Raw genomic sequence first — 13,764 nt, forward strand, 5'->3', positions numbered from 1 at the left:
AACTCGTGACCTCAACCTTGGCAAGGTTGCGCTCTACCAGCTGAGCTAGTGTCGCATCACAGTGCCGATTTTCATCGGGCTTTTTTATTTTAGCAACTTCGACATATCGAAAGTTTGCTGTGTCTCCTAAAGAGAGTTTGTTATCTCTCTAAGAGAATTTGGAGCGACACACGAGGTTCGAACTCGTGACCTCAACCTTGGCAAGGTTGCGCTCTACCAGCTGAGCTAGTGTCGCAAGGATCATCTGACGATCATCACATGATCTTTAAATCTTATTGTTCCCGCAAACTTTGTTCGGTGTGCTTTCGCTATACCGTATGTTTGCTCTCTCACTAAGAGAGATTGGAGCGACACACGAGGCTCGAACTCGTGACCTCAACCTTGGCAAGGTTGCGCTCTACCAGCTGAGCTAGTGTCGCTTCGTCAAAGACATTTGTCTCTATCAGGGCTGCGAATTATACGAAGAAAAATCAGGGATGCAAGCCTCTAAACTCATAAATTTTGAAATTTCTTCGTATCGCTTATTTTGACATCAGATCGTGAAGATCTTACTTCTGTAGTAACGCAGTTCTTCAATTGACTCTCGGATATCATCCATAGCCAAGTGCGTTCCCTGTTTTTGAACACCAGATAAAAGATCTGGCTGCCAGCGACGCACCAACTCTTTGATGGTGCTAACGTCTACGGTGCGGTAATGGAAGAAGCGCTCAAGTTCTGCCATATGCAGGTACAAGAAACGACGATCTTGCCCCACACTATTGCCACAAATTGGTGATACACCCGCTGGCACCCACTCCTTGAGGAAAGCGATCGTTTCTTGAATCGCTTGCTCTTCATTTTTCGTGCTTGCTTTGACACGATCCACCAGCCCACTTCGAGTATGAGTATTGGTGCACCACTCGTCCATAATCGCTAATTCATCGTCAGATTGATGAATGGCAATGACTGGCCCTTCAGCTAACACGTTAAGTTGAGCATCTGTTACAACGGTAGCGATCTCAATGACTTTATGAACTTGCGGATCAAGTCCAGTCATCTCAAGATCGATCCAGATTAAATTCTTATCGCTGAAAGACATCCAAATTGCCTATTTTACAAATAAACCATGTATCATACTTAGCCTGACTTGAAAGCCAACTAAACTAGCGACATTCTCGTGGCAAAAAAGAAAAATCTCACAAAAGGCCAATTGCGCCGAGTACGGACAAACCAAAAGAAACGAATTGATCGTCAGCAAAAGGATGTCCAGTGGGATGAATCTTTGCTGCAATCAGCCCGTGAAGGGGTCGTTATTACCCGTTTTGGACAACATGCCGATATTGAAGATCTTCAAACCGGTGCCATTCAACGTTGTAACCTTCGCCGTTCAATCGAAAGCTTGGTGACGGGTGATACGGTCGTCTGGCGTCCAGGCGTAGAAGCACTGCAAGGTATTGCTGGCGTTGTGGAAGGTGTCCATGAACGCCGTTCAGTACTGACTCGCCCAGACTACTATGACGGTGTAAAACCTGTCGCAGCTAACATCGATCAAGTTGTGATCGTTTCTGCGATATTACCCGAATTGTCTACCGACATTATAGACCGTTACTTAATCGCTACCGAACAGGTTGATTTCAAACCGCTTATCGTCATAAACAAAATTGACCTTTTGGACGATGAAGGCCTTGAAATGGTTAGGAATATTCTATCGCTCTATCATGATATTGGTTATGAAGTGATGATGGTGAGCCAGAAGTCTGGTGAAGGTATGGTTGCGTTAAAAGCGAAACTTGCTGACGTTACCAGTATTTTCGTCGGGCAGTCAGGCGTGGGCAAATCAAGCCTGGTTAACGTCTTGCTTCCTGAAGTGAATGCTCATACTTGTGAAGTCTCTGAAAACTCAGGACTTGGTCAACACACCACCACCACTGCACGCCTGTATCACTTCCCGAATGGGGGTGATCTGATCGATAGCCCTGGCGTACGTGAATTTGGACTTTGGCATTTGGAGCCAGAGCAAGTCACACAAGGGTTTAAAGAGTTTGGCGACTATCTTGGCGGCTGTAAATTTCGAGACTGCAAACATAAAGATGACCCTGGTTGTTTGATCCGTGAAGCAGTCGAAGAAGGCAAAATCAGCATTGAACGCTTCGAAAGCTATCACAAGATCATTGATAGCATGACGGAAATGAAGGCAAACCGTCAGTTTTCACGCGATAAAGAAAACTGATCACCCACTGATTCTTTCCTACATCTGGTTAGCGGCCTGTTAATTTTGTAAACTAGGCCGCTTTTTAATTTCCGGCCTTTTGAATTTCTCTTGGGCAAACGACAAGTTAGGAAAAATAACCGTGTCTAACGATTTGAAAATTGGCCTGCAGTATTGCATGCCAAAACATCTGCTAACCCGCTTAGTCGGTAAGCTAGCAGCTGCAAAAGCAGGTTTTTTAACCACCGCCGTGATCAAGTGGTTTGTACGTCAGTACAAGGTGGAAATGAGCGAAGCGAAAAATCCAGATCCGGCTAGCTACCCTACGTTCAACGATTTCTTTGTCCGTGAATTGAAAGAGGATGCTCGCCCGCTAAACGATGACGCTGATGTGATCAGCCATCCTGCTGATGCTTGTGTGAGCCAAGCAGGCCCCATCGAAAAAGGCCGACTTATTCAAGCCAAAGGACATACTTTTGATGCTTGTGAGCTATTAGGTGGCGACGCGCAGTTAGCACAGGAATTTGCAGACGGCGATTTCGCGACCCTGTATCTATCACCACGTGATTACCACCGTGTACACATGCCATGTGATGGTACGCTGCGCCAAATGATTTATGTGCCTGGCGATCTGTTCTCAGTTAATCCTCTAACAGCAGAAAACGTTCCAAACTTGTTTGCACGTAACGAGCGTGTGGTGTGTATTTTCGACACTGCATTTGGCCCGTTGGCACAGGTGTTGGTTGGCGCAACCATCGTGGGCAGTATTGAAACAGTTTGGGCTGGCACAATTACTCCGCCAACCGGACAAAGCATCCGTCGCTGGGATTACCCTGCACAAGGCGACCAATCAATCACCCTGAAAAAAGGTGAGGAAATGGGTCGCTTCAAGTTGGGATCAACGGTAATCAACCTGTTCCCAAAAGACGTGATGACGTTTGATGAAAGCATAGTCGCGGGTAAACCAACCCTAATGGGTGAAGCGTATGCTCGCCTTAGTGCTCAATCACCTACCGTCGGCGACGATATTAACGACTCACAACCTGCTTAACGGCAAAGTTGGGATCTGTGACGAAAAGGGCATTGTTGCCCTTTTTTTGTACGTGAATTTTATCCGAGAACAGAGTTTTTTCTCCTCCTCCCCGTATGCTGTTGTTCATACAGTGATATCCAAGGCGATGAATTAAAAGCAAATGTGATGCCATCGCCTTATATCAATCGGATTAAGTCAGCGGTCATCAATTTGTGCAGGAAAAATCGTCATATGCCAAAACTCTCTCGTGCTGTTTTCTTTAAGTTTTCCGTCGCATTTTGTGTCCCATTCGGCGTATTGCTTATGCCTACTGACTGGATCCCGCTCGACGATCTGACGATCATTCAACACCGCCTGCTCGCGATTTTCTTGCTTGCCGCATTGCTTTGGGTACTAGAGCCTGTGCCCGTCTTCGCCACGTCGATCCTGATCATCGCATTAGAACTCATCATGATATCGGACAAAGGTCTCACGTGGTTTCGTGATGCCCAGCCGGGACATGACCTTGGCGAGTTAATGAAATACACCGACATTTTTAGCGCTTTCTCCTCGCCTATCATCATTTTGTTCATGGGCGGCTTCGCCCTTGCTATCGCCGCCTCAAAATACGATTTAGATAACAATCTCGCACGCGTGCTACTCAAGCCTTTTGGCACTAAGCCTCGCTTTATCATGTTAGGGCTAATGCTAATCACCGCTGTGTTTTCAATGTTTATGTCGAATACCGCCACCACGGTCATGATGCTTGCGTTGCTTGGCCCTATCGTCGCGTCTGTACCCAAAGGAGATACTGGCATTAAGGCTTTGGTGTTGTGTATTCCGGTTGCAGCCAATACTGGCGGCATTGCCACCCCTATAGGAACACCGCCCAACGCGATCGCGCTCCAATATTTAACAGGGGAAAACGCTATTAGCTTTTTGGAATGGATGACCATGGGCTTACCGTTTGTGGTTGTGCAACTCGCTTTTGCATGGTGGCTATTGCAAAGACTCTTCCCTGCTAGTCAGGATAAAATGACGCTAAAGCTCGACGGTCAATTTAAGAAAAGCTGGCGCGCATATACGGTTTACGCCACGTTTGCAGCAACCATACTGCTTTGGATGACTACCGGCTTGCATGGCATGAACACCTATGTGGTTTCCATTATCCCTCTTGCCGTGTTTACGCTTACCGGCATTATGGGAAAAGAAGAACTAAAACTCATCAATTGGGATGTGCTTTGGCTTGTGGCTGGAGGGATCGCGATTGGTTTGGCACTGGATAAAACAGGGCTTGCAGCAGCATTGGCACACGCCATTGATTATGACAGTCTCTCACCAGTGGCCGTGGTACTGACCTTGTCTCTCATCTGCTGGCTGATGGCGAATTTCATGTCAAATACCGCAACGGCAAACCTTCTGATGCCAATTGCTGCTGCCGTTGCGACCTCTATGCAAAGCTTGTCTGCCGTTGGTGGTGTTCAGGGACTGCTGGTTGTTGTCGCCTTTTCAGCATCACTTGGCATGATCTTACCGGTATCAACGCCCCCCAACAGCCTTGCGTATTCAACCGGATTAATTGAAAGCCGAGATATGGCAAAAGTCGGGTTACTTATCGGTCTCGTCGGCCTCGCACTTGTCTATGCCGCGATGCTCATTCTCACCTAAACATGAAAAATAGCACCAAATAGTGGCAAACAAGCGGGAGGATGCGATTCGCGCTTTTCCCTCGTCGAAAGTCCATATACACTCGCGCTCTTTTCAAATTTATTGATGCGAACCTGTAGTCGCATGTTGTGAGGGCTTTCTTTTGGGATACGAATGGCTAGCGCTTGCTGCCGCCTTTCTTTGGGGTATTTCCAGCCTGATCTCGGTGACACCTGCCCGTCACTTGGGTAGCTTTGCCTATAGTCGCTGGCGTATGGCTTGCGTCTCAATCATGTTGTCACTGCTGGCTTTGGCGACCGGAGGCTGGACCACCATCACCTCTGATATATGGTGGCCAATGGCGCTTTCAGGTCTTATCGGTATTTTTATCGGCGATACCGCGCTGTTTGGCTGCATGAACCGAATTGGTCCACGCCGCTCTGGTCTTTTGTACTCCTGTCATGCGGTATTTTCTGCGCTGCTTGGCATGTGGCTATTTGGCGAAACGCTGGAAGGTATACGATTAGTCGGTGCTACCCTAGTATTTTCTGGCGTAATGGTTGCTGTGTTCTTTCGTCAAAGTAGCAATGCCCATCACTGGGAGGAAACCAAAGGCAGCTTAAAGGTGGCAATTACACTTGGTTTACTAGCGGCACTTTGCCAGTCACTGGGTGGCGTCATCGCCAAACCTGTATTAACAGGGAATGTCGACCCCATTGCAGCGTCTGCCATTCGTATGATTGCTGCCTTTTTGGCGCACGGCACATTGGTGTTACTTCAAGTTCGTGTGGCGCAGCCTGTAAACCCTATCAATTGGCGCATTTTCGGCATGGTAGTGGTGAATGGTTTCCTGGCCATGGCGGTTGGCATGACGCTCATCATGTACGCGCTAAAATGGGGCGAAGTGGGCATGGTGGCGTTATTGTCATCAACGACGCCTGTCATGGTCTTGCCATTAATTTGGCTGTTTACCAAAGTGCGTCCATCACCCAGTGCTTGGATTGGTGCCGCTCTTGCAGTATGCGGTGCAGGGCTGATTGTCACCAGTTAAACACAAGGTTATGTCGAGACGTTACTTACCTTAATAAAGAAAATATCCGAGTAGAGAAAACGCCGCATTTTTGCAGCGTTTTCAGTTAAGCGCGTTCTACCGGGAAGGCTATCACGTCATCGATATGTGATTTCCCCAAAGCCAGCATGATCAAACGATCTACACCCAACGCAACGCCCGCACAATCCGGCAAGCCATGTCTTATCGCCTCAATCAGATGATTATCGATAGGCTGGATCTTAAGCCCCATCATTTCACGCTTTCGGTTATCTTGTTCAAAACGCGCCAACTGTTCATCGGCGTCGTCTAACTCATAAAAGCCATTAGCCAGCTCAATGCCTTTAAAATAAACCTCGAAACGCGCAGCAACCCGTTTGTCATCAGTACAAACTCGAGCCAGTGCCGCCTGTGACGCTGGGAAATTGTAGACAAATGCTGGCACAGTTCGGCCAATTTTCGCTTCGACACCCACGCTGAACAGCAATTGCAGTAAGGTATCTCGGTCTTGTTCAGGATCAGCAATGTCAGACAATCCAAGCAACGCAGCAGCCGCTTTCAGTTGCTCCATGCTGCCTTCGAGAGGGCAAACTCTCAGAACATCGATGAACGCCTCTTGGTAAGTCATGCGTTGCGCCTGACCAACGCCCATCACTGCTTGCAGCAACACATCCATCTCGTCCATCAGAGCATGATGATCAAAGCTCGGGCGATACCATTCGAGCATGGTAAATTCGGGGTTGTGATGACGCCCAGCTTCTTCATTGCGGTAAGCTTTGTTGATTTGATAAATAGCGCCGCTCCCTGCGGCAAGTAAGCGCTTCATGTGAAACTCTGGGCTAGTCATCAAATACAGTGGAATACCACCAGCAAAGCCAGGACCTACAAACTCCGTATTGAAAGTGTGCAGATGAATATCCGTCACGGTCGCTCGACTCATGGCTGGCGTATCGACTTCCATCACGTCACGATCTTCAAAGAACTGGCGAATCATGCGCATCAAAGTTGCTCGCGCTTTTAACGTCTCGATGTCAGACGTAGGGCGCCACTGCTGGGTCATAGACAAAATTCTCTCTCATGGTGATAGGCGGCATTGTATCTCTTGCTGCGACATCATAAAAATCTATCTCGCTTTCACAAAAAAGCATCGGTTCATTTCTTTCCATGATGAAAAGAAACTCGGTTTTCAATCACTTCAATCAATGAATCGATAAGTGGTAGTAAAAGATAAAATCTTTGTTTACAAATCACTCTCATCATTAAAAGAAAACCTTTTTAAAATAGATGGTTAAAAGAAATATAAGAACAGCATGTTTTGCGTGTCAGAAACATGTAAAAACCGTCTTCAACCCATTTTAAACAAGACCTCCCACTACTCAATGACGACTCAGATCACAGTTTTATCGTTCGATACTGAGGTAAGTAGGAAAGTCGGAACAAATACCCTTTCAGGTCAAATTCTGATGAATTTAAGTTTACTAAGATGGAGTCAGCTTTTGAGTTAGATGCACTGATTGCATCTCTAATTTCTAACAATCCTCCGGAGGATAGCTGTGAAAACAATTACCACAGATATCGCTGTTATTGGCGCCGGCGGCGCAGGCCTTCGTGCCGCTATTGCTGCTGCTGAAGCAAACCCAGAACTGGAAATTTCACTGATTTCTAAAGTTTACCCGATGCGTTCCCACACGGTGGCTGCAGAGGGTGGCTCTGCCGCCGTCATCAAGGATGAGGATAGTCTCGACAACCACTTCAACGATACCGTTGGTGGTGGTGACTGGCTATGTGAACAGGATGTTGTTGAGTATTTCGTTGAGAATGCCACTCGCGAAATGATCCAATTGGAACAATGGGGATGCCCATGGAGCCGCAAGGACAACGGTGACGTTAATGTACGTCGCTTTGGCGGCATGAAAGTAGAGCGTACATGGTTTGCCGCGGATAAAACCGGCTTTCATATGCTCCACACCTTGTTCCAGACATCAATCAAATACAAACAAATTAAACGTCTAGACGAATACTTCGTGGTGGACTTGCTGGTCGTTGACGGTGAAGCGCAAGGTCTGATTGCTATCCATATGTCTGAAGGCGAACTGGTTTGCATCAAAGCAAAATCGGTCATTCTGGCGACTGGTGGCGCAGGCCGTGTTTACAACTGCAACACCAACGGCGGCATTGTTACCGGCGATGGTATGGCGATGGCCTATCGTCATGGTGCAGCACTGCGTGATATGGAGTTCGTTCAATATCACCCAACTGGCCTTCCAGGCACAGGTATTCTGATGACAGAAGGTTGCCGTGGTGAAGGCGGCATTATCGTCAACAAAAATGGCTACCGTTACCTGCAAGACTACGGTATGGGCCCTGAAACACCGATCGGCCAGCCCAAGAATAAGTACATGGAACTCGGCCCGCGCGACAAAGTATCGCAAGCGTTCTGGCACGAGCAGCAAAAAGGCAACACCATTAAGCACCCACTCGGTGATGTGGTCTTGCTTGATCTTCGCCACCTTGGTGAGGAATACCTCAATGAACGTCTGCCATTCATTTGTGAACTGGCAAAAGCGTACGTGAACGTTGACCCTGCAAAAGAGCCAATCCCTATTCGTCCAACCGCGCACTACACCATGGGCGGTATCGAAACCAATGGTAAGAATGAAACAGCGATCAAAGGTCTGTTCGCAGTCGGTGAATGTTCATCTGTTGGTCTTCATGGTGCAAACCGTCTAGGTTCTAACTCTTTGGCAGAGTTGGTTGTTTTCGGCCGAGTGGCTGGCGAAGGTGCGGTAGAGCGTGCGAGCGAGTTTAACGGCTGGAACGACAACGAAATTGCACGTCAGGTCAAAGCGGTTGAAGACCGTATCAGTGCGCTGATGAATCAAGAAGGCGACGAAAACTGGGCTGACATTCGAACTGAAATGGGTCACTCCATGGAAGCAGGTTGCGGTATCTATCGTCGTGAAGATTTGATGCAGGAAACGATCGACAAGCTGACCGAACTGAAAGAACGTTACAAGCGCATCAGCATCAAAGACAAAGGCAAAGTGTTCAACACTGACCTTCTGTACGCGATTGAAGTCGGTTACGGCTTAGAAGTTGCTGAAGCCATGGCACACTCTGCCATGATGCGTCGTGAATCTCGTGGTGCTCACCAGCGTCTTGATGATGGCTGTACTGAGCGTGATGATGTGAACTTCCTGAAGCACTCGCTGGCACTATACAACCCAGACGGCGCACCAACCATTAAATACGGTGACGTGAAAATCACCAAGTCTCAGCCAAAAGCACGTCTATACGGTGCAGCGGCAGAAGAAGCTGAAGCCGCTGCAAAGAAGACTGAGAAAGAACAGAAGGAGCAGGCATAATGTCAGACAATCGCATTCAGAAAGTCAGCATTCTTCGCTACGATCCGGCGAAAGATGATGAACCTCGCCTGCAAACCTTTAGCGTGCCTTTCGATGACACCATGTCGATATTGGATGCCCTAGGCTATGTCAAAGATCACCTAGACAAAGGGCTGGCTTACCGTTGGTCTTGTCGTATGGCGATCTGTGGCTCATGCGGCATCATGGTAAACAACGTACCTAAGTTGGCTTGCAAGGCTTTCTTACGAGACTACCCTGATGGCGTTACCATCGAGCCACTCGCTAACTTCCCGATTGAGAAAGACTTGATTGTGGATATGACGCCGTTCATTGAACGTCTAGAAGCCATCAAGCCTTACATCATTGGCAACGACCGCACCCCGGAAGATGGTCCAAACAACCAAACACCTGAACAGATGGCACGTTATAAGCAATTTGCCGGTTGTATCAACTGCGGCCTTTGCTATGCAGCATGTCCTCAGTTTGGTTTGAACCCTGAATTCATTGGTCCAGCCGCACTGACACTGGCTCATCGCTACAACCTCGATAGCCGTGACAGCGGCGCTCACGAGCGTATGGCACTGATCAACGGTGAGAACGGCGCTTGGGGCTGCACATTCGTGGGCTATTGCTCCGAAGTGTGTCCAAAGAGTGTCGATCCAGCAGCCGCAGTTAACCAAGGCAAAATCGTGTCGTCTCAGGACTTTGTGATTGCCATGCTAAAACCTGATGGTTCGCCAAAGAAAGTGGAGGCTTAGGATGACTAACCGTAAACCTTACGTACGTGAAATGAAGCGTACTTGGTGGAAAGACCACCCTTTCTATCGCATGTATATGCTGCGTGAAGCAACCGTATTACCGCTAATTTTCTTTACCTTGTTTCTGACCTTTGGTTTGGCCAGCTTGGTGATAGGTGAAAGTGCTTGGCAGAGTTGGTTGAGTTTTATGGCTAGTCCTGTTGTCATCGCCATTAACATTGTGGCGCTGCTAGGTAGCTTATTCCATGCGCAGACCTTCTTCAGCATGATGCCGCAAGTGATGCCAATTCGCATCGGTGGCAAAAAGGTAGATAAGAAAATCATTGTGCTGACCCAATGGGCGGCGGTTGCAGTGATTTCAGCTGTGATTCTGTTCGTGGTTTAACACCATACAAGTGAGGAGATTAAACGTGGTCGATTTGAATCCAAAACGTTCTGACGAACCAGTATGGTGGGGCCTATTTGGTGCTGGCGGTTCATGGTTTGCAATGATCACTCCTGTGACCATTCTCGTGCTCGGCATTATGGCTCCGCTAGGCATACTAGATGCAGACACACTGAGCTATGAGCGCGTGACCGACTTTGTTACCAGCATCATTGGTGCACTGTTTGTGATTGGTACTTTGTCTCTGCCTATGTGGCATGCGATGCACCGTTTGCACCATGGAATGCACGATCTGAAGTTTCACACAGGCACCGCAGGAAAAGTAGCATGCTACGCTACGGCCTTTCTGATCAGTGCACTGTCGGTAATTTTTATCTTTATGATTTAGTCACGCTAGTGAAACGAAAAAGCACCTTCGGGTGCTTTTTTTATACCTTTTACGGCTGAAAACAAAAAAGCGCCCCAAAGGACGCTTTTATCAGTAAACCGGAAATTACTTAACGCGGCTTACGTATTCGCCGGAGCGAGTATCCACTTTAATGACTTCGCCAATCTGGATGAACAGAGGTACGCGTACCACTGCACCAGTGACCAAAGTCGCTGGTTTACCGCCAGTACCGGCAGTATCACCTTTCAGACCAGGATCTGTTTCGGTCACTTCCAGCTCAACAAAGTTTGGTGGCGTCACCGCAATAGGGTTGCCATTCCAAAGCGTCAGAGTACAACGATCGTTCTCTTTCAGCCATTTGATGTTGTCGCCAACGGCTTTCTCATCTGCAGCGATCTGCTCGAATGATTCAGCGTTCATGAAGTGCCAGAACTCACCATCTGAGTAGAGGTAATCAAGTTCATGATCCATAACGTCAGCGGCTTCCACTGAGTCGCCAGACTTGAACGTTTTCTCAAGCACTTTGCCCGAAAGCAGCTTGCGGATCTTCACGCGGTTAAACGCTTGGCCTTTACCTGGTTTAACGAACTCGTTTTCGATAATGACACAAGGCTCGTTATCGAGCATAATTTTCATTCCGCCACGGAATTCATTGGTGCTAAAAGACGCCATGTCTATCCTCTAAACATCTTCGAAGTTGTCATAAATGCCAGACATAATAACCCGAAATGCGTCGCCTGTTGAGCAAAACTGGCTCAAAGAAATGGCAAATGCTGTCTCAGATCCTCAAATTCTTCTGCAACAGCTTGATATCGAGCCTGCTGCATGGAAGTCTGGCTTTGCTGCGCGTGAACTGTTTGCTCAGCGTGTGCCGCAAAGCTTCATTGATCGCATGGAGAAAGGTAACCCAAACGACCCGCTTCTACGCCAAGTTCTTCCACTTATGGATGAGTTTACGGATGTTGCAGGCTTCTCCACCGATCCTCTTGATGAACAGGACAATCAGGTCCCTGGTTTACTACATAAATATAAAAACCGCGTACTCATGATTGTAAAAGGAGGCTGCGCAATCAATTGTCGGTATTGTTTCCGACGTCATTTCCCTTATGACGAGAACAAGGGGGGCAAGTCAGTATGGCGTGAAGCAATAACTTACTTACAGCTGCACCCTGAAATCGATGAAGTCATCTTGTCTGGCGGCGACCCATTAATGGCAAAAGACCATGAACTGACCTGGTTAGTTCATGCCATTGCGTCCGTCCCCCATGTAAAGCGCCTGCGAATCCATACACGTTTGCCTGTCGTCATTCCTTCGAGAGTAACGTTAGCACTGACTCATCTATTGGCAAATACACGTCTTAACGTCATCCTAGTCACGCATATTAATCATGCAAATGAAATTAATAGCGACTTGATAGCTGCAATGACGACGCTAAACAAAGCCGGAGTGACACTGCTCAATCAAAGTGTATTACTTCGTGGAGTGAACGACTCAACTGAGACACTTAAGCGCCTTAGCAATGCGTTGTTTGATGCAGGGATCTTACCTTATTACTTACATGTACTGGATAAAGTAAAAGGCGCAGCGCACTTTCTTGTCGACGATGAACAAGCAAGAGTACTAATGGCAGGTTTAGTTAAAGAAGTCTCTGGCTATTTAGTCCCCCGATTGACCCGCGAGATTGGTGGACGTGACAGCAAGACACCGATGGACCTGCATTTAGAGTAACTGCTTATTGATAGAAAGTGTTTGATTGACAATCAGCTACAAGTAATTATGGTTGATCTCGTTCGCATGCCTAAAGGAGCCATCATGCCTGTCACTGTCCGTCCGATGACGCCTTGTGATATTCCTGCTATTCAAAGGCTATATGCTCTTCCCAATGCGCAATCTGGCACGCTACAACTGCCATTGCCATCGCTATTGATGTGGGAAAAAAGACTCAGCAATCTACCAGATGATGTTTATTGTCTTGTTGCAGAAGACAACGGAAACATTGTCGGTCAACTAGGGTTTGAAACAAACAAACACGTTCGTCGTCGCCACGTTGGAGAGTTCGGCATGGCAGTGCATGATGACCACATTGGAAAGGGGATTGGTGGACTATTGATTACGGCTATGATCGATTTGGCTGACAACTGGATAAATCTACGTCGCATCGAATTAACCGTGTATTGCGACAATGAAGCCGCTATTTCTCTCTATCGCAAGTTTGGCTTTGATATCGAGGGGCGCTCAACGGAATACGCATTCCGCAATGGCGAATATGTAGACGCTTATCATATGGCTCGGTTCCATCCGAAATTACACTAAAACAACGCTGAAATTAACGAAACATGGTTATTTTATTCAACTGAATCGATCTGATGTAAGTCAACAAGCGAGCCCATATCAGTGATCTCCGCTTCACTACGCTTACTGAACCACTCTTTTACTGCTGCTATATCTAGATCTGTCGCCGAACCGTATCTCAGCGCAGAACTAATCACCAACTCTATATTTTGAATGCCACCACCTCCAACAAGTAGTTCTCGTGACTCTGCAAAGCCAGCAAACGATTCCATGAATACAGATAATTCTTGGTCGTTATCAGTATTCAGCCTTAAAGAGACTACAAAGCCAAATACAGCAAACTCATCCATGTACAGTTTCTTTCTTAATCGCTTCGTCCGTCGTTTTTTCATCCTCAGTGCTCCCATATTCAATCAGAATGGAATGAGTGTAGAAGGCGACTATCCGGTTGTCGGTATCAGTTATCAGAATAAGGAAAGGCCATACGTGTTAGCAACGTACTTTTTCGGTAAGCGTAATTGCTATAGTAACTAACTGCGTAAACGCAAAAAGGCCACCCGATAGGGTGGCCTTTTTGTTTTTCTTTTTTGTCTTCATCTTTGTATTAAAGATGAAAACGAATTTTAAGCCTGGCGATGTCCTACTCTCACATGGGGAGACCCCACACTACCATCGGCGCT

At 47.3% G+C, this 13,764-nt stretch carries 14 protein-coding genes and 2 tRNA genes; 10 read left to right on the forward strand and 6 right to left on the reverse strand.

The genetic code is table 11. The annotated features are described in order from the left end of the window. Nucleotides 1-159: 159 nt before the first annotated feature. From ACED36_RS05885 to orn, 3 genes are all read right to left on the reverse strand, one after another. Nucleotides 160-235: transfer RNA gene (locus tag ACED36_RS05885), tRNA-Gly, on the reverse strand. 108 nt (nt 236-343) lie between these two features. After that, nucleotides 344-419: transfer RNA gene (locus ACED36_RS05890), tRNA-Gly, on the reverse strand. Nucleotides 420-532: 113 nt separating this feature from the next. Next, nucleotides 533-1,078 (reverse strand): oligoribonuclease, encoded by a 546-nt coding sequence (orn, locus tag ACED36_RS05895; RefSeq protein WP_016959120.1) that lies wholly within the window; start codon nt 1,076-1,078, stop codon nt 533-535. A gap of 78 nt (nt 1,079-1,156) precedes the next feature. On the opposite strand from orn, the gene rsgA reads away from it, so the two are divergent. From rsgA to ACED36_RS05915, 4 genes are all read left to right on the forward strand, one after another. Further along, entirely contained in the window at nt 1,157-2,209 is a 1,053-nt protein-coding gene (gene rsgA, locus ACED36_RS05900; protein WP_016959121.1) for a small ribosomal subunit biogenesis GTPase RsgA, read from the forward strand. Nucleotides 2,210-2,330: 121 nt separating this feature from the next. Next, nucleotides 2,331-3,239 (forward strand): archaetidylserine decarboxylase, encoded by a 909-nt coding sequence (asd, locus tag ACED36_RS05905; RefSeq protein WP_016959122.1) that lies wholly within the window; start codon nt 2,331-2,333, stop codon nt 3,237-3,239. A 213-nt stretch (nt 3,240-3,452) separates the two neighbouring features. After that, nucleotides 3,453-4,868, forward strand: a complete 1,416-nt coding sequence (locus ACED36_RS05910; RefSeq protein WP_016959123.1) for a DASS family sodium-coupled anion symporter — start codon at nt 3,453-3,455, stop codon at nt 4,866-4,868. A gap of 142 nt (nt 4,869-5,010) precedes the next feature. Next, a complete protein-coding gene (locus tag ACED36_RS05915) occupies nt 5,011-5,898 on the forward strand; it encodes a DMT family transporter (RefSeq protein WP_371732928.1) in 888 nt (295 codons plus the stop codon). Between the two features lie 85 nt (nt 5,899-5,983). Here ACED36_RS05915 and epmA read toward each other — a convergent pair whose 3' ends face one another. Then, nucleotides 5,984-6,955 carry an elongation factor P--(R)-beta-lysine ligase gene (gene epmA / locus ACED36_RS05920; RefSeq protein WP_016959125.1) on the reverse strand — a complete coding sequence of 324 codons (972 nt, stop codon included), beginning with the start codon at nt 6,953-6,955 and terminating at the stop codon, nt 5,984-5,986. Between the two features lie 493 nt (nt 6,956-7,448). On the opposite strand from epmA, the gene frdA reads away from it, so the two are divergent. The 4 genes from frdA to frdD are packed head-to-tail and all read left to right on the forward strand — an operon-like array spanning nt 7,449 to nt 10,791. Then, nucleotides 7,449-9,260 (forward strand): fumarate reductase (quinol) flavoprotein subunit, encoded by a 1,812-nt coding sequence (frdA, locus tag ACED36_RS05925; protein WP_016959126.1) that lies wholly within the window; start codon nt 7,449-7,451, stop codon nt 9,258-9,260. Beyond that, nucleotides 9,260-10,018: a succinate dehydrogenase/fumarate reductase iron-sulfur subunit gene (locus tag ACED36_RS05930; protein ID WP_017005283.1), complete on the forward strand. Its 759-nt coding sequence runs from the start codon at nt 9,260-9,262 to the stop codon at nt 10,016-10,018. The genes frdA and ACED36_RS05930 overlap by 1 nt, the downstream gene beginning before the upstream one ends. Nucleotide 10,019: 1 nt before the next feature. Continuing rightward, nucleotides 10,020-10,403, forward strand: coding sequence for a fumarate reductase subunit FrdC (gene frdC / locus ACED36_RS05935; RefSeq protein WP_016959128.1), 384 nt, complete (start codon nt 10,020-10,022; stop codon nt 10,401-10,403). Nucleotides 10,404-10,428: 25 nt separating this feature from the next. Further along, on the forward strand, nt 10,429-10,791 hold the full coding sequence (gene frdD, locus ACED36_RS05940; protein WP_016959129.1) for a fumarate reductase subunit FrdD: 363 nt from the start codon (nt 10,429-10,431) through the stop codon (nt 10,789-10,791). A gap of 105 nt (nt 10,792-10,896) precedes the next feature. On the opposite strand, the gene efp is transcribed toward frdD, so the two are convergent. After that, nucleotides 10,897-11,463 (reverse strand): elongation factor P, encoded by a 567-nt coding sequence (gene efp / locus ACED36_RS05945; RefSeq protein WP_016959130.1) that lies wholly within the window; start codon nt 11,461-11,463, stop codon nt 10,897-10,899. Nucleotides 11,464-11,497: 34 nt separating this feature from the next. Here efp and epmB point away from each other — a divergent pair, with 34 nt between their 5' ends. Together epmB and ACED36_RS05955 are read left to right on the forward strand one after the other, a co-directional pair. Then, a complete protein-coding gene (epmB, locus tag ACED36_RS05950) occupies nt 11,498-12,520 on the forward strand; it encodes an EF-P beta-lysylation protein EpmB (RefSeq protein ID WP_016959131.1) in 1,023 nt (340 codons plus the stop codon). 84 nt (nt 12,521-12,604) lie between these two features. Next, a complete protein-coding gene (locus tag ACED36_RS05955) occupies nt 12,605-13,105 on the forward strand; it encodes a GNAT family N-acetyltransferase (RefSeq protein ID WP_016959132.1) in 501 nt (166 codons plus the stop codon). Between the two features lie 32 nt (nt 13,106-13,137). Here ACED36_RS05955 and ACED36_RS05960 read toward each other — a convergent pair whose 3' ends face one another. Next, nucleotides 13,138-13,491, reverse strand: coding sequence for a 50S ribosome-binding protein YggL (locus ACED36_RS05960; protein WP_347230849.1), 354 nt, complete (start codon nt 13,489-13,491; stop codon nt 13,138-13,140). Nucleotides 13,492-13,764: the final 273 nt, after the last annotated feature.

Source organism: Enterovibrio sp. FF113 (assembly GCF_041439165.1).
Lineage (GTDB): Bacteria > Pseudomonadota > Gammaproteobacteria > Enterobacterales > Vibrionaceae > Enterovibrio > Enterovibrio norvegicus_A.